This window comes from Mycobacterium scrofulaceum, assembly GCF_001667885.1.
Lineage (GTDB): Bacteria > Actinomycetota > Actinomycetes > Mycobacteriales > Mycobacteriaceae > Mycobacterium > Mycobacterium scrofulaceum_C.
Genome location: NZ_LZJW01000117.1, coordinates 1 through 19,284, shown reverse-complemented (window position 1 = coordinate 19,284; position 19,284 = coordinate 1). Strand labels below are relative to the sequence as shown.

Genomic DNA, 19,284 nt, shown 5'->3' with positions numbered 1-19,284 from the left:
AACGCGCAGCGATCCATCGACGAACGGGTGCTGCCGGCCGTCCTGCTGTTGAAGGCCGTCGGCGTCGCCGCGCAGCGGTTCGGTGAGTTCAACGGGTTCTGGCGGGAAGACGGGTTCGAGCCCGCCAACGGCGTCCACGTCGGGGTCGGGATCTCGCTGCGCGGCGGCGGCCTGGTGGCGCCCGCGATACACGACGTGCCGGAGAAGAAGCTGGACGAGCTGATGGACGACCTCACCGACCTGGTCGGGCGGGCACGATCGTTTTCGCTGCGGAGTTCGGAGATGTCGGACCCGACCATCACCGTCACCAACCTCGGAGACCAGGGCGTCGATGCGGTGTTCGGCGTCATCTACCCGCCGCAGGTCGCGATCGTCGGGTTCGGCCAGCCCGCCGAGCGGGTCTGCGTCATCGACGGCGGCATCCGGGTCGTCACCACCGTGCAGGCCACGCTCGCCGCCGACCACCGCGCCAGTGACGGGCACCGGGGCGCGCTCTTCCTCGCCGCCATCAACGAGCTGCTCCAGCAGCCCGACCTCCTAGAGAAGTGAGGCGCTATGACCAATGACGACACTCGTGCCGTGGTGCTGTCGGTGCTGACGAGCATCGCCCCGGAGGTCGACCCCGAAGACATCGCCGACGACGTGCTGCTGCGCGACCAGGTAGACCTGGATTCGATGGACTGGCTGAGCTTTCTGCGCGGGATTCACAAGCGACTGCATGTGGACATCCCGGAGTCGGACTACGCGACGCTGCGCACGCTGGCCGACGTGGTGGCCTACGTGGAGAAGAACGCGTCCACGGTGTGAGCCGCCAGCTGCCAAGGGGCGCGGCATCTTTGGAGGGCAACGAACAGGGGGTTGGCATGGGCACGACACCGGACGTCGAGGTGCTCGAGAAGGCGGTGCTGCTCGCCTGCCGCGCCCCCTCGGTGCACAACAGTCAGCCCTGGCGCTGGGTGACCGAGGACGGTGCCCTGCGCCTGTTCGTCGACCGTCGCCGGGCCATATCCGCGACCGACCATTCGGGCCGGGAGGTCATCCTCAGTTGCGGCGCCGTGCTCGATCACCTCTGCGTCGCCATGACCGCCGCGGGCTGGGAACCGAACGTTCGGCGCCTTCCCGACCCGGACGACCCCGACCAGCTGGCCGCCGTGACGTTCAGCCCCCTCGAGCACGTCACCGAGGCTCAGCGCCGCCTCGCGGAGGCGATCCTGCAGCGTCGCACCGACCGGCTGCCGTTGGGCAGACCCACCTATTGGGAGCTGTTCGAGCCCGCCCTGGCCGAGGCCATCGACGGCACCGTGGTCAGCGTGGACGTGCTCGCCGACGAGGTGCGCCCGCAGCTGGTGGAGGCGTCATTGCTCACCGAGGAGCTGCGCCGCGACGACTCGTACTATCACGCCGAACTCGATTGGTGGACTTCGTCGTTCGTGTTGGCCGAGGGGATGCCGCCCAGCGCCCTGGCCTCCGACAAGGAAAGCTGGCGGGTGGACGTGGCCCGCACCTTCCCGGTCAGGAGCCACGCGGACCGCCGCGGCGACGTCAAGGTCGATTGGGCGAAAATCCTGGTGCTGTCGACGCCCGGGGACACCAGGGCGGAGGTGTTGCGGTGCGGCGAGGCGCTGTCGACGGTGTTGCTGGAATGCACGGTGGCCGGGATGGCGACGTGCCCGCTCACCCATCTGATCGAGCTGGAGGAGAGCCGGGACATCGTGCGCGAACTCGTCGGTCGGTACGGCGAGCCGCAGGTGCTGATCCGCGTCGGGATCGCCCCGCCGCTGGAGCAGCTTCCGCCGGCCACCCCCCGGCGCCGGTTGGACGATGTGCTGCAGATCCGGTGAACGACCTTTGGTCCCGGGCGCCCGGGACTTTCGGCCGACGCCGCCGGCCCGCGCACGCAATACCATCGTGGTATAGCGCTTTCGACGAAGGGGATCACCGATGTCACTGATCGATGATGGGGTTTCCATCCTGCCGGTGAACGAATGCTGGGACCTGATGGCGGGCGTGACGCTGGGCCGCCTGGTCACCAGCGTCGGTAATCAGCCCGAGATCTTTCCGGTCAACTACGTCGTGCAGCGCCACACGGTGCTGTTTCGGACCGCCGAGGGGACGAAGTTGGTCAGCACCGCGATCAACAACCGGGTGCTGTTCGAGGTGGACGACCACAACGTCGCCGAGGGGTGGAGCGTGATCATCAAGGGCACGGCGCGCTCACTGCGCAGCAACGAGGACATCGAGGAGGCCGAGCGCGCCCAGGTGCTGCCCTGGACGGCCTCGGATAAGTCACATTTCGTGCGGATCATTCCCGAGATCGTCACGGGCCGCCGGTTCCGCTTCGGCGGCCCGGTCGAGTGATCACCGCTTAATCGGACCGCATCCGGCGCGGGCGCGGCACGAACTCCAGCGACAGCAACACCATCAGCGCCGCCGGAATGTGGTGGGCGCACAGCACCACGTAGCGCCGCTGCGACAGCGCGTGGAACTTGCGCAGGTAGCGGTACAGGGACTCCAGCCGGATGAGCGGGTCCAGCAGATGGATCAGCCGCAGCGCGGCCCGCTGTAGCGGGCCCGGCCGCGCGGCTTCGAAGATTTCCGGAAACGCGGCGAAGGCGAGGGAAAGGCGCTCTCCCCCAGCCTTTTCCGCATGAGCGATCATGTCGACGGTGAGCCGCTCGTCGACGCCGTTGGGGGCGTCCGGTCGGCGGAACGGAACGTCGAGGCTGATCTCGGATCCCCCGCCGGCGGTGAGGTATCGGTGAAACGCGACCGCCCGGCCGCCGTTGTCGCGCGCGATGGCCAGCATGACGCCCGGGAAGCGGCCCTGCAGCGCGCCGTCGAGGTTCATGCAGAACCCGCGGTCGGTGCGCGCCGCGCGGTGCGCGGCGTACAACACCTCGGTCAGCTCGGCGAGCATCGCACCGCTGAGGCGTTGTTCGTCGACGATCTCGGTGGTGACGCCGCAGTTGCGGGTGCGCTGCACCGCCTGGCGCAGGTTGCGGAAGCGGCGCCCCCTCAGGGTGAAGTGGCGGACGTCGACGACGACATCGCGGCCGATCGGCACCGCCAGCATCGGCTGGCCGACGGTGTCCCTGCCCCACAACCCAAGGTGGCGTTCACCGGCGGCCAACACGATGATCTGCCAGCCCCGGCCCCGGCACATGCGGACGAAATCGGCTGCCAACGACTCGAATTGCGTCACATCGCCGATCGGGTCACCGCTGACCACCGCGAAACCCAGCCGCGTGCGGTAGGCGATGGCCGCGGTGCCCTCGGCGTTGAAGTGATAGCTCTTGCTCGACTGCATCGCGAACGGCGCCAACGGATCTCCGCGCGTGACGTCGATCAGACCCCACACCCGGCCCAGCAGCTCCGGCTGCGCCCTCGCCGTCGTGGGCAGCATCAGCGCGAGGCCGCTGCCGGCGATCAAGACATTGCCCAGCACCGTCCAGGACACGAAATGCGCCGCCAAGCCGGCCACCACCGCGGCGGCGGCGTACACCGCATGGGCGGTGGTCACCGGACGGCCCAGTAAGATGCCGCGCGCGATCAAGGCGGTCGCCCCCAGCAGCGCCACCGACCAGCCGAACCGGCCCGGGGCGACGCGTTCGTAACCCAAATACTCCCGGGCGACCAGCACCCCCAACCAGACCAGGACGCACAGCAACACCAGCACGCTGACGCGGCGCACCGCCGGCGCATCGGCGCCCACCAAGACCCGTTCCCCGCCCCGCGCCGTGCTGGCGCCGCGGCTCCTGGGACTGCTGCTCACCGCGCGCTCTAGCGCACCACGAGCACGGAGCATTCGGGGTGGCGGAAGAGCGGATGCCCTTGGGGGCCGACCAATTCCGCCAGCTGCTGGGCCTCGTCGCCGCCGATCACGGCGAGCTGCACCCGCTCGTCGTTGGCGCTCAGGTAGCCGGCGATGGCCCGCCGCGTGGTGATCGGGTAGACCCGCACCTCGGGATAGTGCCGCCGCCACTGCTCGACCCGGCGTTCGAATGCGCCGTCGGCGTGCTCGCCGAGTTCCTCGGCCCGGCCACCGAGGACAAGCATGGGGGCGCGGCGCAGCTTCGCTTCCGCCGCAGCGAAACTCACCACGGCGTCGTTCCCCGGTGCGTCCGTCATGCGCACCACGATCCAGTTGATGTCCGGTGGCGGCCGGTCGGAGCCGGTCCGCAAGACCGCGACCGGGCACTGCGCCTTCTCGGCGAGCTCGGTCGCCGTCGAACCCACGATCGAGCGCGCGTAGCGCCCGATGCCGACCGAACCCACGCAGACCATCTCGGCATCCGAGGACGCCTCCACCAGCACCGAACCCGCGGGACCCCGCGACACCTCGGTTTCCAGCGAGACGCCCTTATTGGTTGCCTCGACCGCCAACCGCGCCTCCAGAAGCGACTTCTCGGCGTGCGCGACGTCGCGCTCGTATTCTTCGGGCGACTCATGCGTCGGTTTGATGACCGAGACGAGACGCAATGGCGCGCCGCGGGTGATGGCCTCGTCGATGCCCCACAGCGCGGCTGCGACCGCCGCCGCCGAACCGTCGATTCCTACCAGGATCGGTTTCATCGTCGGGCCCCTTCCGCCGTCGAAAGTGTGTCAGTGCGTTTGGACGGACGGGCGGATCGGCACCGCCGGGGCAAGCCGCTCCGCCCGGCGCTTGACGGCGAGCAACAGGGCACGGGTCCCGAGCGAGATCATCGGCCTGGCCAGTTCGAGGACGAACACCTCGCCGGGGTAGCGCAAGCCGATCCTGGCGCGCGCGAGCAGCCGGACCCGGTCTTCCCAGTGTGGTTGGAGGTGAAACGACAGGACCGCATTCCAGCGGGATTCGGATCGCATCGCGCCGAGCACCACGTACTTTTCGGGCGCGATCTCCGCGACGCGTAACGTCAACCCGTCCGGTAGGCCCAGCCAGCCTTCCGGAGCCAGGCGGATCGCGTCGCCCACCCGGAGCCCATCGTTAACAGCCTGTCCGGCAACGTTTCCCGTCGCCCGGATACTGCCCGCAGCCCTGTCCCGGCCCATCTGCATCAGCCACGACCACACCGCGGGCGCGGTCGCGTCGATGTCGACGGCCTCGGTCGTCTGCACGGCCGGATCGCCCACCACGGTGTCCCCCGGGACTCGCATCTGCGACTCGGCCTTGGTGGCGCCCCAATTGCGGAAGTACCTGCGCGCGCAGTACAGCACGGTGAGCAGCGCCGCGGTCTGGGCGAAGCGCTTTCTCGTGTTGGCCATGGCGCCAGTGTGCGCGGAGCGTCGTGATGCCTGCGAGGGTCCTAGGTCCTTGGTGCGGCCGCCAATATGCCCTGCGCCCACCCGGAGCGCCGCCCTAGCCGGCCGGGGTGATCAGGCCGTAATGCCCGTCGTACCGGTGGTACAACACACTGGCGCAACCGTAGGCGGCGTGGATGAAGAACAGGAACGGCAGGCCGAGCATGGCCAGCCGGTCTTCGGCTCCCTCTTCGGTGAGACAGGGCAGGGGTTGCCGGCTGATGGTGACGGGCAGCGTGTGCCGACTCACCTGATCGGCCAGCGCCGGCGCGGCCAACGCGAGGCGGTAGCCCGTCGGCCCGCCGCGGTACAGCACGCCTGCGGTGCCGGTGCCCTTCTCGGTGAACAGGTGGAAGTCGTAGTCGAGCAGCTCCATTTCGCGGGCGGCCTCGTCGAGAGTGCAAGGCGCCAGCGTGAACGACTTGCGGCGGATGACGCGGCGCTGGTTCGCCTGGCGGGGAAAGTGGTTCGGCCGGTGCGCCGAATCGGGCTCGCGGCGCCATTCGTCGGCCGCCGCCTCACCCCGGCGCGCATCCCAGTGCTCGGTCGCGCGTTCCAGGCGGCGTCGCAGCCGCGCCGCGACAAGGTCGACGGCTTCCCGCGCCGTGTCGGCCTGGACCTGGGCGCGGATCGGCCGGCCGCCCACGTCGAGGTTGGCCTGGGCAACGACGGGCCGCTGCACGGCCGGATCGCGGTGCCGGGTCAGCCGCACCCGGGCGTGCAGCACCGGCCGGCTCGCATACCGCGTGAGCTCACCGATCTTGCGGCGGGCGTATTCGGCCGCGGCGGGAAGTTCGTCGCGGGCGGTGACCTGGACGTCGATCTCCTGTGGCGCTGGGATCTTGTGACGCATACGTAAGTGTTATGTCACGGAAGCGGTTGGTAGACAGGGTCAAAGGTCATCGGAGGACACTCGAACCATTCGTCTGTGGGGCACTCGGGCGGCCTTCAGCCGTAGCGCCGGCTTCTCGATGGCGAACCAGCTCGCCGCGGCCAACGGTAGTGTGGCCACGGTCGCGACCACCGCAAAGGCAAGCGGGGCGAGGCGCCCGAGACCACAGATGACGAGAAGCTGTTGGGTCGGCCAGGCGTAAATGTATACGCCGTAAGACAAGTCGTTGTGCAGATGGAACCGGTGAACGAGGATGCCGGAGACGATGATCAAGTAGGCCAGGGGCAGGGCGCCGACGATCCGGTAGTCGGGCAGCAGCAGGCCAGAGATCGCGACGATCGCAAAGCTGGCCGCCACCCACGTCCACCGTGCGGGTATCACATCGCTGAGCTGATAGAGCACCGCGCCGGCTGCGAACATAATCGCAAAGCGTGCAAGGCATTGCGGGACGGTCCACGACCAAGGGTCGGCCATGGGCGGCAACAGCAGCGCCGCGACCACACCGAGAGCCAAGACGACCGAAGACGTCCAGCGATGCCGCGCAATACCGGCAACGCCGAGGACCAGCACCACCAGGTAGCACATCACCTCGAACACCAACGTCCACAATGACGCGTTCCACGTGCCGGGATGGGGGACGCCTCGGGGTGTGCCGTCCACGTCGAGTTTGAGCTGCGCGATGGCACTGTTGAACGCGACGAATTGCAGCGGACCGCCAGAGTGCAAAAGGCCTAGGGCGGAACCGCCCTGAAGCGCGACGCCGATCGGTGCGAAGACAAACGCGGTGACGACCAAACAGGTGTAGAAACCGGGAAGAATGCGCAGCCCCCGCGCCCGCACGTATCGCATCGGTTCCGGATGGTTCAGCCAACTGCCCGCAACCAAGAAGCCCGACACAGCAAAAAAGCCATCCACTCCCAAAGAGAACAAGAGCCGCTCTGCGACCGGTGACGAAACGCTATGGCCGGTGACCGGGAACGAATGCCAGAGGATCACCTCGACGGCCAGGATCAGCCGCCACAGATTCAGGGCATTGCCTCGCCGGTCGAACACCTGCCCGATCACGAGATGCGTCCCTCCCGGGGATGTTGGCTTGTCTTGATGGTCCGCGGTCAATGCAATGCCGCCGCCCGCACCAGCTGCTCCCCGGCCTGGCCGGTGCTGTCAGCGGCGTCGGCCTCGCGCGACAGGAAGGCGGTGAGCTCTCCGATCGCGGTCATCAGCGGCGCGGGGAAAACGATGGTGGTGTTCTTCTCCACCCCGAGTTCGATCAAGGTCTGCAGATTGCGCAGTTGCAACGCCAGCGGGTGCCTCATCATCGTGTCGGAGGCGTCGCCGAGCGCGGCGGCCGCGCGGGCCTCCCCCTCGGCGGCAATGATTTTCGCCCGCTTCTCCCGCTCCGCCTCGGCCTCCCGCGCCATGGCACGCTTCATGCTGTCCGGCAGCTGGATGTCTTTCAGCTCCACCAGGGTAACCTCCACGCCCCATTCCACCGTGGTGGCGTCGAGGATCTGGCGGATGCTGCCGTTGATCTTTTCGGTCTGGGCCAGCACTTCGTCGAGGGAGTGCTGACCGACGACATTGCGCAGGGTGGTCTGTGCGATCTGGTCGATGGCGGCGCTGACGTTCTCGATGACGACGACGCCTTGCGGGCGTCGACCACCCGGAAGTAGGCGACAGCGGCGATGTCGACGCTGACGTTGTCGCGGGTGATGATGCCCTGGGACTGGATGGGCATCGTCACGATGCGCATCGAGATCCGCCACAGGCGGTCGATGACCGGAATGATGATGCGCAGCCCGGGTTCCCGAACGGCGATCACGCGGCCGAGCCGGAAATGCACACCGCGCTGGTACTGCTGCACCACCCGGATCGACGCCAGGGCCAGCAGCACGACAACGACGACTCCCACGATGCCCAGGGTCGCGGCCAACTGGTTCATCCCGACCACCTCGATCCACCTCGGCGGCACCGCTCTCTGGGGCAGCGCGCTGTTTCTGACGCTAGGACCGCGTCGGTCCGTCAGTCAGCGGCCGAAAGTCCCGATCCGCTCGACCGAAGTACCCTTGTCCGCGGCCGCGATGCGTTGGCCGTCGTCATGACGCCGCCTGGGAGCCCCCGGCCCGCTTGCGCATCCGAGCGGCGAACGCCGCGGCCCGACCGAGGTCGTGCTCGTTGGGCCGCCCACGGTTGATGCCGCCGATGAACCCGAAGGGTCCCACGGTGTCGAAACCCCGGCAGGAGAACGATCCGATCACCTCGAAGCCCTTCTGCTCGAGCTTGTCCCGAATCGGCCTGTGGTAGCCCAACAATGGAATCTCGCGCGCGCCGCTGGTGAAGAACGTGAAGGCCGCGGTGTGGTGGTCGGCGGCGGGGAGCTGACGGATCAATCTCCGCAGCCTCGCATCGGCCATCATGTAGTAGATGCCGGAGCCGAACCCGACGAGGTCGTAGTCGTGAACGATCTCGGGCCCGACCGACTCGGGCGTGACGACCTCGGCATCCAAGACCTCGGCCATCCGGTTGGCGACCAGGCGAGTGTTGCCGTGTGATCGGGAAGCGCACACGATGAGCGACCTCATGGCCCACTCCTTTGCGCGAACGTGGCTGGGACGATTCCATGCTGCGCAGCCACGAGTGCCCGGATAAGGGCGCAAAGGCACCCCGGCTCGGGGCCTTGGTCACTTTTCGAACGGAGGTCCTTCACGGTCGGGACTTCGGTCCCTATCGGCGCATCCGGCAAACCGGTCAAATAAGTGTTGTGACTGTGACAGTTCCGAGAGCGAAGCGCAATACCGCGGCAAGCCTTGTCGGGGCGGAGGTAATCATCCTCGAGTCGCATCCGGCGTGGGTTTCGGCGCGGCGGTACGAAGCCGAGCTGCTCGAGTCGATGCGCCGTCACCCGTCATCGATGGCCCGTTCGTGATCCGCCGCATAGCGGACGCGCCGGCCCGCAGGATGGCGGCGCTGGTGGCGGCGGCGCTGCTGCTTGCCGGTGCGCCGGGCGTCGCGGCCGCAGACAGCGGGCGCCCGCAGGCCAAGCCGGAGGAACGGGCGGCGGCCCTGATCCGGCCGTCCATCATGTATCTCGCCGGTGAGGGCTACGGCCTGGTCCGGTTGCCCAGCGGGGAGATCCTGTCGCAATTCGGGCGGGGATCGAGCATGCCGTTCCTGGCGACGTGGAACTGCACCGCCTTCGTCGTCAACCCCGACGGCTGGGTGGCGACGGCAGGTCACTGCGTCGACCCGGCCAGCGCCACCGAACTGATACTCAAGCGGGCCGTCGACGAATATCGGAGCGAATTTCCGAATGCGCCCGAGTCGAGCGATCCCGCGGCCACGTTGGAGTGGTTGCAGAAGAACGCGCGGGTGGAAGGGGACGCCGTCGGCCAGGGCCCCCACGTGGGCGTCGCGCTGATGTCCGGTACGGGAACCAAACTCGCGGACAAGGTCGTCGCCAACGTCGTCGAATTCCGGCCCCTCGGAAAGGGTGACGCTGCTCTTCTTAAGGTGGCCAAGCACAACCTTCCGTCGTCCGAGCTCGCCACCGACGCCGAGGTGGCCATCGGTACGCCCGTCCTCGCGGTCGGCTTCCCCGAGAGCACCCAAAGCGTCACCGGCGCCTCGCTCGACCCCACTTACAAGAGCGGCAAAATCAGCAAGAAGTCCATGTCGGGAACCAATCCCGCATACGAGATCGACGCCGCGATGACCGAAGGCATGAGCGGTGGCCCCACAATCGGGTTGAACGGCAAGGTGATTGGCGTGAACAGCTTCGCGCCCGCCGGCGAGACGCAGCCGTTCAACTTCATCGGCCCGGCCGACGGTGTGGCCGCGATCTTGGCCGGCAAGGGCGTCAAGCCGATGCTCGGGCCCGCCGACCAGTTCTATCGCAAGGGGTTGACCGCCTTCTACGCCGGTCACTACACCGACGCGATCAGCGAGTTCGACCAGACTCTGGCCATGTCACCCGGCTACCCGGGTCTGGAGGACCTCAAGACAACCGCCGTCAACCTGCGCCAGCAGTACGGGGACTCCTCGTCGCTGAGCGGTATGAATCTGTTGTGGTACATCGTCATCAGCGTCGTGTCGGTCACCGTCCTTGCCGCCGGAGTGGCCGCGCTCGGGCGCCGGAGGCGCCAACCGCCGGCGCTCGACGCGCAGCCGCTGCGCCTGATGCCCCGGCATGAGGACGTCGAGGAACCGCACTTCTGCGCGCATTGCGGAGCCGAGCACCATCCGACCGAGCGGTTCTGCCCCAACTGCGGCAAGCACATCGACCTTCCCGCGGCGACGCGGGGTACCGGGCTGATATCTTGACCGCTGGCATATCGCCGTGAACGCCGGACTTTCGACCAGATTGGTGGCCGGGTTCGACGACGCGGTGGCCCGCACCCGGGAAGCCCTTGCGCGGCAAGGCTTCAGCATCCTGACGGAAATCGACGTCAGAGCCAGACTGCAAGCACAACTCGGCGTCGACTTGGAGGACTACCTCATCCTGGGCGCCTGCAACCCGGCACTGGCGTACCGGGCGATCAACGTGGACCGCGAAATCGGGCTGCTGCTGCCGTGCAACATGCTGGTGCGCGCCGACCCCGGCGACGCGGGCAGCGTGATCGTCGAGGCGATGGATCCCGGCCTCCTGGTGGAGGTGACCGGCGAGCCGGCACTGGTCACCATCGCCGCCGAGGTCACCGAGAACCTGCGTGCTGCGATCGCGTCGTTGAGCGAAAGCGATTGACCTCTGCGGCCACCATACCGACCAGCACCGGCACGGCCCGCGCGACGCGGGGGGTCAGGCCGGCGCCCGGACCGGTGTCCGCCGCCTCGACGGCGAAGACCACGATCGCGCCGGGTACCCGTTCCAGTGCTCGAGCCAGGGCATGGGTGCGGCCGATGTCGATGTGGTGCGAGCTCAAACCCTCGGGTTGGGTGGGCACGCCGTCCACGTCATACCGGTGGATGCGGCCCGGGTCCGCCGGGTCGGCGATCGCCGCGTCGATGACCACCGCCAGCCCCGCCCCCGTCCACGCCTCGATGAGTCCCATCGGCTCGGCGATTCCCGTTCGCACAACGACATTCGGCCACACGAGATCGCGCAACGCGTCCGCGGCGGCGACGCCGACACCGTCGTCGCGCCGGTAGCCGTTGCCGAGCCCGATGACCGCGACACGGCCGGCGACCGCTGCCTCCTGCCCGGTCATCCTCGCTCCACCGTGAGCCTCAAGAAATGCGCCGAACACGAGATGCACGGGTCGTAGCTGCGGATCAGCTGCTCGCACAACTCGGTCAACGCTGCGTCGTCGAGCGTGAGGTTGCCGGAGACCAAGCGGGCCAGGTCGGCTTCGATCGCCCCCTGGTTCTGCGACGTCGGCGGGATCATCGTCGCCGCCGAAACCAGCCCGTCCTCCTCGATCCGGTAGCGATGGTACAGCAGGCCGCGGGGCGCCTCGCTGACCCCGTGTCCGATGCCCGCCCGCGCCGGGACGTCAACGAACGGCCGCGACGGGCGCTGGTATTCGTCGATGATGCGCAGCGACTCCTCGATCGCGTACACCACTTCGACGGCGCGGACCACGATGCTGCGGAACGGGTTTCGGCATTCGCCCGACAACCCGGCCCGGGCGGCCGATTGCGCGGCGATCGGTGACAGTGCCGAAGCGTTCAACGAGTACCGGGCCAGCGGGCCGGTCAGGTAGCGACCGCCGTCGAGCGTCGCATGCAGGGCGGTGGAGTGCGGCAGCTGCGATTCGGCGACGTGCGCGGTGAAGTCGGCGACGGCGAAGGCCGGGCCGGCGCTGCGCGCGATGACGCCGTTCTCGATCGGGTAGGCGCCCGGCGCGGTGAGGGCCAGGAACTCGTGGTCCAGCTCGAGGTCGGGGAACTCGAATCCCGACACCCACTCGACCGTCGCCACCGCGTCGTCCAGCGCGCGGCGCAGCTGTTCTTCGATCGGCGCGAAGTCCGATTTCGTTGGCACGGAATAGAATCCGCCCAGGCGCACGTTGACCGGATGTATCGCCCGGCCCCCCACGAACTCCATCAGCCGGTTGCCCGCCTTCTTCAGCGACAGCCCCCGCTCGACGACCTCACGGTGGTCGCGGGCCATGCCGACGATGTCGGGGTAGCCGAGGAAGTCCGGCGCGTGCAGCAGGTAGATGTGCAGCGCGTGACTGTTGATCCATTCACCGCAGTACAGCAGCCGCCGCAGGGCGACGAGCTCATCGTCCACCCGAACCCCGCAGGCGTCCTCGATCGCGTTGCAGGCGCTGACCTGATAGGCGACCGGGCAGATGCCGCAAACCCGGGCCGTCAGGTCGGGCGGCTCGGTGTGGGCGCGTCCGCGCAGGAATGCCTCGAAGAAGCGGGGCGGCTCATAGATGTTGAGCTGCACGCTGTGCAGCGCACCGTCTCGCAGCGAGACATGCAGCGCGCCTTCGCCTTCCACCCGCGTCAACGCGCCGACGCTCAGCGTGCGTTCGGACGAGTTCATGGGCGGTCCCGTTCGGCGGCGAACGCGGCCACGTTGAACGTCGAGAACACCCGGTCGACGCCGCCGTCCGACATCCCGTCGCGGCGCAGCAGCGGGATCAGCGTCGCGGTTCGCGGCGCCGCGGAGGGGCCGAAGCAGCCGTAGCAACCGCGATGATGGCTGGGGCACAACGCCCCACAGCCGGCGTGGGTGACCGGCCCCAGGCACGGAATCCCCTCGGCGACAACCACACACGTCACCCCGCGCAGCTTGCACTCGGTGCACACCGTCTTGGCCGGCAACCGCGGTTTGCGCCCGATCAGCAGCGCCGCCAGGGTGTCGAGCAACTGGCCCCGGTCGATCGGGCAGCCCGGCAACTGGTAGTCGACCGTCACATGCGCCGACGCCGGCGTGGACGTCGCCAGCGTGTCGATGTATTCCGGCCTGGCATAGACGACGGAGGTGAACTCGGTGATGTCGGCGAAGTTGCGCAGCGCCTGCACTCCCCCGGCCGTGGCGCACGCCCCGATGGTGACCAGCACCTTCGACTGCTCGCGGATCTCCAGGATGCGTCGCTCGTCGTGTCGGGTGGTGATCGAGCCCTCGACCAGCGACACGTCGTAGGGTCCGTCGACCGTCGCGCTCGAGGCCTCGGCGAAGTTGGCGATCTGCACCTGGTCGGCGAGGGTGAGCAGTTCGTCCTCGCAGTCCAGCAGGGTCAGTTGACACCCGTCGCAGGAAGCGAACTTCCACACGGCCAGGGTGGGTCGGCTCATCACAGCTCCTTCACCCGCAGCAGCGGACCGGCAACGTCATAGCCCACCACCGGGCCATCGCGGCACAGCAGCAGCGGCCCGAGCTGACAGTGCCCGCACAATCCCGCACCGCACTGCATGTTCCGCTCCAGAGACACTCGAATATCCCTGGCGGCAACGCCTTTCGCGAGGAGGGCCTCGGCGCCGAACCGCAGCAGCGGCTCCGGCCCGCACAGGAACGCCGTCGTACGATCGGGCTCCACGGCGAGCCGTCCCAGCGGCTCGGTGACCAGGCCGACCTCGCCGTCCCAGCCCGGTGTCTTGGCGTCGACGATCAGATGCAATTCGATTTGCGGATCCTGCGCCCACTTTTCGAGCTGAGCGGCGAAGACGAAGTCGGCCTGCGACCGGGCGCCCACCACGAGCGTCAGCTTGCCGTAGCGTGACCGATCGGCCAGCGCCCCAAGGATCGCCGGGCGCAACGGGCACAGCCCGACGCCGCCGGCGACCATCACCAGATCGCGGCCGATGGCCTCCGCAAGCCCCCACGTGGTGCCGAACGGGCCCCGGACCCCGATGATGGTTCCCGGCTGCGCGTCGTGCAGGGCGCGACTGACCGCGCCGACCGCGCGGATCGTGTGCGTGATCGAGCCGTCGGTGACCGTGGGATCGCCGCTGATCGAAATCGCGGCCTCGCCGACGCCGAACGCGTAGAGCATCATGAACTCTCCGGGTTGCGGTGTGCGCAACACCTCGCCGAGCGGCTCCAGGCACAGGGTCGCCGAGTCCGGGCTTTCCACCACGCGGCTGCGCACCCGGTACGGGTTGGGCGCCATCACCGACGAGGGCGCGGCGACGGCCGCCGCGTCAGTCATCGCGGGCCATCTTGTTCATCTCCTCGGTGATGTCGATCCCGGTGGGACACCAGGCGATACACCGCCCGCAGCCGACGCACCCCGACATGTCGAACTGGTCGTGCCAGGTGCCGAGCTTGTGGGTCAGCCAATGCCGGTACCGCGAGGCGCCGGACTGGCGGACGCTGCCGCCGCCGTGGATGTAGGTGAAGTCGGGCTCGAAGCACGAGGACCAGTGCAGCCAGCGCTCGGCGTGCTCACCGGTCAGATCGCTGACGTCTTCGGTGCTGGTGCAGAAGCAGGTTGGGCACACCATGGTGCAGTTGCCGCACGTCAGGCAGCGGCTGGCGACCTCGTCCCACTGCGGGGATTCGCGCGAACGGACCAGCAGATCGCGCAGATTCACGTCGGGCATCTGGCGGCCCATGCGATGCGACGCGGCCTCCACCGCGGCATGCGCGGAGCCGATCTCCGCGTCGTCGGCGGTCCGATGTGGGACGGCCGCGAGGACCTCGGCGCCCTCCGGGGTGCCCACCTCGGCCACGTAGGTCACGTCGTCACCGTCGATTCGCTCGGTCAGCGCCAGGTCGTAGCCCGGGCCGGCCGCGGGTCCGGTGCCCATCGAGGTGCAGAAGCACAGCCCCCCGGGTTCCGTGCAGTTGACCGCGATCACAAAGATCTGCCGATGCCGGCGCACGAAGGAGCTGTCGGGGAACTCCCCGCGGCCCAGGACCCGATCGAGGGTCGCGATCGCCGCCAGGTCACACCCGCGCACCCCCAGGAAGGCGTAGCGCGGAATCTCCTCGTCCGCTTCGCCATTGCTGAAACCGTCCCGCGTGCCGGCCCACACCCGGCGCCGTGCCGGATGCAGGAACTGCTTCCAGGACTGCGGCCCGGCCGAGTGCCCGAACGCGGCGTCGTCGTCTCGGCGGCGCACCCGATAGTGTCCCGGAGCCACCTCGACGCCCCACCCACGCGGCAGGTCCGCGGCGGACTGCAATTGATCGAGGACGATCGCGTTGTCCCGCAACGTCGGACCGATCACGCGGTATCCGCGCTCGATCAGGATCTCGACGAGGCGGTGCAACCCGGCGGTGCCGAACGAGGCGGCACCGGACTCCCCGCCGTATCCGCTCATCGGCTCATCCTCTTTCAGTCCGCCTGTGCTGTATAGGGCTTGGCCACGGCGACACCGCTACGAGGCCTCGGCGAGGAACTTGATGTCGCGTTCCCACATGGCGTCGCGAACCCGATCCAGCCGCGCGCGGACGACGGCGACCAGCACCGCCATCGCGACGGCCACCGCCAGCGCCGTCACCGCCGCGACGCCGACCGCCTCGGCGGCGGCCAGCCAGGTGGGAGTCGGTGGCAGCACCGGGTTGCCGTCGGAGTCGACCCAGATCTCGACGGTTCCGTCCACCTTGGCCTGCTCGTTAACGGCGAGCGGCCCGACGCGTTCGCCGTTCGGTCCCGCCCACTTCGCTTGCACGACAGTCACACCCAGGTCCTCGACCAGGGCGTCGGTGACGGTCGCCAGGACGCGGTGCCGCTGGTGCGCCTCTTGGGTGTACACCCGATCCCGCGCGCCGTAGGTCACCGCGCCGGCCACACCGGCCAGGGGGACGGCGACCAAGGACACGGCCAGCGCCACCAGGACGACCAACGCCTCGATGCGGTCCGAGCGGCGGAGCAACGGGTTACGGCCGAAAACGCGGGCGACCCGCCAGCGGCGTGGGTTGAAGGTGAACGTGTCCATGGTGTCCTCTGCGCCGCAGCGGTTTCGCCGATTCAGAGGGCGACCCGATGCTCGTGATCGGTCATCCACTCGACGAAGTCTCCCAGCTCGCGCCGCGGAGTCGCCGGCAAGGGGTCCGCGTTGATCGGCGCCCACCCGACGCGCAGCAGCATCTGCGGGTAGTTGCTGTCGCCGAAGATGTCGGATTGGACCGCCGCGCGGGTGCCGGGCGTTTCCAGCGGTTCGGTCACCGGGCAACTGACCAGCCCCAGTGACGTCGCGGTGAGCAGCACGACGCTGGTCGCCTCACCGGCGCGCAGCTGGGCCAAGCGGTCGTCGTTGCGGGTGCCCAGCGCCAGCACCACGGCGTTGTCGTCGGCGGGCGAGGAGTCGGGCGGCATCGGCAGCACGGCGCCGGCGAAGAAGCGAGCGGGAATCTTCGCGGCCGGGTCCGGCGCCGGAGTGTTGCGGGCGGGAACGCCGGCCACCGACGCGTAGCGGCCACTCCACGCCGTCAGCTCGGCGAGATAATCCTGGTTCAGATGATCCTGGACGGATTGCGCGACGATCTTGCGCAGGTTGTCGAGGTCTTCCACCTGGCACAGCGTCACCCCGCTGCGCGCCGCCCGCGCCGCCATCAGGGCAACGTCGCCCACCGGCACCGGCCAGGAGCTGTAGTTGCGCCGGTCCGTTCGCCGCCGCGGGATGGCCGCGGCCAGCGCGATGTCGACGGAGTCGGCGCGATGGGGCGAAAGTTCAATCGCGGCAAGCTGACTGGGGTCGGCGGGGTTGGGGAACCGGGTGACCTTGGACAGCCACCCGACCGCCGCCAGCGCGACGACGCAGTGATGCAGCGCCGCACCGCAACTCAACATCAGGTCCCGCCCATCGGGGTCGATGTTGGGCAGTTGCCGGCTGTCATCGGAGTACAGGTGCAGGCTGGCCGCGTCCACCCGCCACCGCCAGGGTTGGGAATTGTGCACCGAGGGCGCCCGAGAGGCCAGGCTCAGGACCGTCCGGACCGTGCCGGCATCCGGAAAGCGGGTGTTCATGGGTCGTTCCCCTTCGGTATTGCGTCGTCTTACCCACGATCGCGGATCGGCGCCGGTCGCACGAGGGCATGACGGCTCTAGCGCAAAGGACTTTGGGCCAATCGCGCGGCCCGGCGGGCGGTGCTTCAGTCGTGCTTGTGAGGCTCCGGAGGTCCCGCGGCGGTAGGGCCGTTGGTCACCTGGTTGCGCGACGCGAACGCGCCCGCGATCGAGCTGGCGGCGATCGTCAGCAGGGCGCCGAACATCAGCGCCGACGCTTCGCCCGCGACCAGGAGGTGTTCCTCGGTGCCGATCGTCGCCGCGGCCACCGGCACGCCGAGCTGCGCGGCCGAGAGGACCGCCAGGGTCAGCGGCTGCCCGAGCAGCCGGCCGGCGCCGTGCGCCAGGACGGCGCCGAAGCCGAGCCCCGCGCCGAGCAGGATGAGTTTCGGGTGCGAGCCCAGCTCCCGCACCTGCAGCGAAGCCCCCAGCCAGACGAAGAACAGCGGGCTGAAAAACCCCTCGGTGATGCCGAACAGCTGCCGGGCCAACCGTCGCGGTTCGCCGACCATGGCGACCACCAGGCCCAGCGCGAAGCCCGCCAGCATGACAGACACGTGCGCGCTCACCGCGAGCGCCGCCAGGGCGAACAGCACGATGAGGTTGGTCCGCAACTCCAGCGCGAACCGGCGCTTCTCGGAGTAGACGTGCAGGCGGCGGCGCCAGCCGTCGGACCGGCGCAGCAGCAAGTACAACACCACCGCGCAACCCGCCACCGCCAACGCGCCCAGCGCGGCCGTCCCCGCGTGGCCGAGGTCAATCACCAACGGCAGCAGCACGATACACGCGGCATCGGCGACCGCTATCTGGGCGGTCACGGCGATCACCTGCGGCCCTTGCAGTTTCAGCGAGTCGATGATCGGCAGCGCCAGCGCCGCCGACGACGAGGCCATCAGGACCGCGTACATCGCCGCGTGCCCGGTTCCGAAGGTCGCGGCCAGGCCGACACCCAGCGCCGCCGCGGCGGCGCCGGCCAGCCCCGCCCGCCCCAGCGCTCGCGGTAGCGACGAGCGCAGCGCGCCGGCCCGCACCGGGACGTGCGTGCCGACGACGAACATGACCAGCGCGAAGCCGATGTTGGCGAGCAACTCAAACGTCGGGTTGGTGACATCGACGAGTCCCAGGCCGGTCCGGCCGACGACCAGGCCGGCGATCAGCTCACCGATGATCACGGGGATCCGCAGGCGCGGCAGCGCGGCCAGCAGCGGGCCGGCCAGCCCGATGGCGGTCAGCAGCGCCAGGGTGTGGAACCCAAACCCCGGCACGTCAGCAGTTCCTGCCCACCAGCACGAGGTTATTCTGCATTCTTCGGGCCGCAGTCCTAGGGATTGATCGTGTTGTCTCCCACTTGTCGGCCCCAGACGTACTCGATGGCGTACGGCGAGCCGGTGTCGAGGTGGTTGTACGGCGCGATGCTGTTGCCGGTGTCCATCACCAATTCCGGTGCCGGCCACAGGTGGCGGGTGATGGGCTGCCAGCACCCCGGGGCGCCGCCCGGCCCGCCGCGCGCGTTCACTCGCGGCAGGTTTTCGGGGTAGGTGTACGGGTTCGGCGCGCCGCCGACGACCCCGGCCAGCCCGCCGACCAGGCTGGCGATGGTGGCGACCGCCGACACCGGGTTGGCCAGCAGCCCCAGCCCGGACAGCGCCTCGGTGTTCATGTTCAGCGAGTAGCCGTTGAATCCACCCTCGGACGCACCGGTGAGGGGCACCACGTCGTGGTAGTTGCGCAGCGTGCAGTAGATCGCCGGGCTGTAGGTGTCCAGCAGCTGGGCCGAGGGCACCAGGTCCTGCGCGCCGCGGGCCAGGTACGGGCCACCCTTGTTGAAGATGTCGGCGCCGGTGTTGCCGAACCCGGCCGCCGACAGCAAAGCCTGGTCCAAGTCCTTCTGCTGCGCGTTGATGGTGCGCGAGGTGATGACCGCGTTGTTGAGGAAGTCGATCAGGTCGGGCGCGGCGTTGGCGTAGGTGTCGCCCAGCCCGGCCAGCTGTTGAATATCGTGGCGTGCCTGCGGCAGCTGCGGATTGACGTCATCGAGAACCGCGTTGGCGTTGACGACCGACTGCCCGAATTTGTCGCCGAGGCCGGTCAGCGCCTGGGCGGCCGCGCTTAGCGTCAGGTTGAGTTTGACCGGATCGACCTTCTCGTTGATCGACACGATCGTCTGGAACAGCGTGTTGATCTCGGTGGTCACCGATCGCGCGT

Annotated in this window: 21 protein-coding genes and 1 pseudogene; 6 read left to right on the top strand and 16 right to left on the bottom strand. The window is 68.8% G+C overall.

Going from position 1 to position 19,284, the window contains the following annotated elements:
* The 4 genes from A5681_RS17785 to A5681_RS17770 all read left to right on the top strand — a co-directional run.
* The coding region (locus A5681_RS17785; protein WP_197498636.1) for a 2-oxo acid dehydrogenase subunit E2 at positions 1-549 on the top strand (549 nt) is incomplete at its 5' end.
* Between the two features lie 6 nt (positions 550-555).
* On the top strand, positions 556-807 hold the full coding sequence (locus A5681_RS17780) for an acyl carrier protein (RefSeq protein ID WP_067277764.1): 252 nt from the start codon (positions 556-558) through the stop codon (positions 805-807).
* 56 nt (positions 808-863) lie between these two features.
* Positions 864-1,841: an Acg family FMN-binding oxidoreductase gene (locus A5681_RS17775; protein WP_067277761.1), complete on the top strand. Its 978-nt coding sequence runs from the start codon at positions 864-866 to the stop codon at positions 1,839-1,841.
* A gap of 100 nt (positions 1,842-1,941) precedes the next feature.
* Positions 1,942-2,358 carry a pyridoxamine 5'-phosphate oxidase family protein gene (locus A5681_RS17770; protein ID WP_067277757.1) on the top strand — a complete coding sequence of 139 codons (417 nt, stop codon included), beginning with the start codon at positions 1,942-1,944 and terminating at the stop codon, positions 2,356-2,358.
* A 7-nt stretch (positions 2,359-2,365) separates the two neighbouring features.
* On the opposite strand, the gene A5681_RS17765 is transcribed toward A5681_RS17770, so the two are convergent.
* From A5681_RS17765 to A5681_RS17735, 7 genes and pseudogenes are all read right to left on the bottom strand, one after another.
* Positions 2,366-3,772 carry a bifunctional lysylphosphatidylglycerol flippase/synthetase MprF gene (locus tag A5681_RS17765; protein WP_067277754.1) on the bottom strand — a complete coding sequence of 469 codons (1,407 nt, stop codon included), beginning with the start codon at positions 3,770-3,772 and terminating at the stop codon, positions 2,366-2,368.
* An 8-nt stretch (positions 3,773-3,780) separates the two neighbouring features.
* Positions 3,781-4,572 carry a universal stress protein gene (locus tag A5681_RS17760; protein ID WP_067277751.1) on the bottom strand — a complete coding sequence of 264 codons (792 nt, stop codon included), beginning with the start codon at positions 4,570-4,572 and terminating at the stop codon, positions 3,781-3,783.
* Positions 4,573-4,602: 30 nt separating this feature from the next.
* The gene (locus tag A5681_RS17755) at positions 4,603-5,244 is read right to left on the bottom strand and encodes a hypothetical protein (RefSeq protein WP_067277747.1); all 642 of its coding nucleotides are present in this window, start codon (positions 5,242-5,244) and stop codon (positions 4,603-4,605) included.
* Positions 5,245-5,338: 94 nt separating this feature from the next.
* Positions 5,339-6,133, bottom strand: a complete 795-nt coding sequence (locus tag A5681_RS17750) for a ribosome hibernation promotion factor (protein WP_067277744.1) — start codon at positions 6,131-6,133, stop codon at positions 5,339-5,341.
* A gap of 39 nt (positions 6,134-6,172) precedes the next feature.
* A complete protein-coding gene (locus A5681_RS17745; protein WP_067277741.1) occupies positions 6,173-7,237 on the bottom strand; it encodes an acyltransferase family protein in 1,065 nt (354 codons plus the stop codon).
* 47 nt (positions 7,238-7,284) lie between these two features.
* A pseudogene (locus A5681_RS17740) lies at positions 7,285-8,114 on the bottom strand (SPFH domain-containing protein).
* 154 nt (positions 8,115-8,268) lie between these two features.
* Positions 8,269-8,754: a flavodoxin family protein gene (locus A5681_RS17735; RefSeq protein ID WP_067277736.1), complete on the bottom strand. Its 486-nt coding sequence runs from the start codon at positions 8,752-8,754 to the stop codon at positions 8,269-8,271.
* Positions 8,755-9,094: 340 nt separating this feature from the next.
* On the opposite strand from A5681_RS17735, the gene A5681_RS17730 reads away from it, so the two are divergent.
* Positions 9,095-10,492: a trypsin-like peptidase domain-containing protein gene (locus tag A5681_RS17730; RefSeq protein ID WP_231996349.1), complete on the top strand. Its 1,398-nt coding sequence runs from the start codon at positions 9,095-9,097 to the stop codon at positions 10,490-10,492.
* Between the two features lie 16 nt (positions 10,493-10,508).
* A complete protein-coding gene (locus A5681_RS17725; RefSeq protein ID WP_067277733.1) occupies positions 10,509-10,913 on the top strand; it encodes a DUF302 domain-containing protein in 405 nt (134 codons plus the stop codon).
* Here the strand turns inward: A5681_RS17725 and A5681_RS17720 are convergent.
* From A5681_RS17720 to A5681_RS17680, 9 genes are all read right to left on the bottom strand, one after another.
* Entirely contained in the window at positions 10,864-11,376 is a 513-nt protein-coding gene (locus A5681_RS17720) for a hydrogenase maturation protease (RefSeq protein WP_067277728.1), read from the bottom strand. The genes A5681_RS17725 and A5681_RS17720 overlap by 50 nt on opposite strands.
* Positions 11,373-12,665 carry a Ni/Fe hydrogenase subunit alpha gene (locus A5681_RS17715; protein WP_067277724.1) on the bottom strand — a complete coding sequence of 431 codons (1,293 nt, stop codon included), beginning with the start codon at positions 12,663-12,665 and terminating at the stop codon, positions 11,373-11,375. Before A5681_RS17715 ends, A5681_RS17720 begins: the two co-directional genes overlap by 4 nt.
* Positions 12,662-13,420: an oxidoreductase gene (locus A5681_RS17710; protein ID WP_067277720.1), complete on the bottom strand. Its 759-nt coding sequence runs from the start codon at positions 13,418-13,420 to the stop codon at positions 12,662-12,664. Before A5681_RS17710 ends, A5681_RS17715 begins: the two co-directional genes overlap by 4 nt.
* Positions 13,420-14,274 (bottom strand): FAD/NAD(P)-binding protein, encoded by an 855-nt coding sequence (locus A5681_RS17705; protein WP_067277716.1) that lies wholly within the window; start codon positions 14,272-14,274, stop codon positions 13,420-13,422. Before A5681_RS17705 ends, A5681_RS17710 begins: the two co-directional genes overlap by 1 nt.
* Entirely contained in the window at positions 14,267-15,391 is a 1,125-nt protein-coding gene (locus A5681_RS17700) for a 4Fe-4S dicluster domain-containing protein (RefSeq protein ID WP_067277713.1), read from the bottom strand. The genes A5681_RS17705 and A5681_RS17700 overlap by 8 nt, the downstream gene beginning before the upstream one ends.
* Positions 15,392-15,448: 57 nt before the next feature.
* Complete coding sequence (locus tag A5681_RS17695) at positions 15,449-16,009, bottom strand: hypothetical protein (RefSeq protein WP_067277710.1); 561 nt, start codon at positions 16,007-16,009, stop codon at positions 15,449-15,451.
* A gap of 32 nt (positions 16,010-16,041) precedes the next feature.
* Positions 16,042-17,040, bottom strand: a complete 999-nt coding sequence (locus A5681_RS17690) for an Acg family FMN-binding oxidoreductase (protein ID WP_067277707.1) — start codon at positions 17,038-17,040, stop codon at positions 16,042-16,044.
* 125 nt (positions 17,041-17,165) lie between these two features.
* Positions 17,166-18,344, bottom strand: coding sequence for a cation:proton antiporter (locus A5681_RS17685; protein WP_067277705.1), 1,179 nt, complete (start codon positions 18,342-18,344; stop codon positions 17,166-17,168).
* 56 nt (positions 18,345-18,400) lie between these two features.
* Positions 18,401-19,284 (bottom strand): MCE family protein (locus A5681_RS17680; protein ID WP_067277703.1); only part of this gene is annotated, 884 nt, incomplete at its 5' end.

Bases quoted from the DNA above. Each gene is read 5' to 3' on its own strand.
- A5681_RS17780 (WP_067277764.1), top strand. From the start codon at position 556: ATGACCAATGACGACACTCGTGCCGTGGTGCTGTCGGTGCTGACGAGC.
- A5681_RS17775 (WP_067277761.1), top strand. From the start codon at position 864: ATGGGCACGACACCGGACGTCGAGGTGCTCGAGAAGGCGGTGCTGCTC.
- A5681_RS17770 (WP_067277757.1), top strand. From the start codon at position 1,942: ATGTCACTGATCGATGATGGGGTTTCCATCCTGCCGGTGAACGAATGC.
- A5681_RS17760 (WP_067277751.1), bottom strand. From the start codon at position 4,572: ATGAAACCGATCCTGGTAGGAATCGACGGTTCGGCGGCGGCGGTCGCA.
- A5681_RS17755 (WP_067277747.1), bottom strand. From the start codon at position 5,244: ATGGCCAACACGAGAAAGCGCTTCGCCCAGACCGCGGCGCTGCTCACC.
- A5681_RS17750 (WP_067277744.1), bottom strand. From the start codon at position 6,133: ATGCGTCACAAGATCCCAGCGCCACAGGAGATCGACGTCCAGGTCACC.
- A5681_RS17735 (WP_067277736.1), bottom strand. From the start codon at position 8,754: ATGAGGTCGCTCATCGTGTGCGCTTCCCGATCACACGGCAACACTCGC.
- A5681_RS17720 (WP_067277728.1), bottom strand. From the start codon at position 11,376: ATGACCGGGCAGGAGGCAGCGGTCGCCGGCCGTGTCGCGGTCATCGGG.
- A5681_RS17715 (WP_067277724.1), bottom strand. From the start codon at position 12,665: ATGAACTCGTCCGAACGCACGCTGAGCGTCGGCGCGTTGACGCGGGTG.
- A5681_RS17710 (WP_067277720.1), bottom strand. From the start codon at position 13,420: ATGAGCCGACCCACCCTGGCCGTGTGGAAGTTCGCTTCCTGCGACGGG.
- A5681_RS17705 (WP_067277716.1), bottom strand. From the start codon at position 14,274: ATGACTGACGCGGCGGCCGTCGCCGCGCCCTCGTCGGTGATGGCGCCC.
- A5681_RS17700 (WP_067277713.1), bottom strand. From the start codon at position 15,391: ATGAGCGGATACGGCGGGGAGTCCGGTGCCGCCTCGTTCGGCACCGCC.
- A5681_RS17695 (WP_067277710.1), bottom strand. From the start codon at position 16,009: ATGGACACGTTCACCTTCAACCCACGCCGCTGGCGGGTCGCCCGCGTT.
- A5681_RS17690 (WP_067277707.1), bottom strand. From the start codon at position 17,040: ATGAACACCCGCTTTCCGGATGCCGGCACGGTCCGGACGGTCCTGAGC.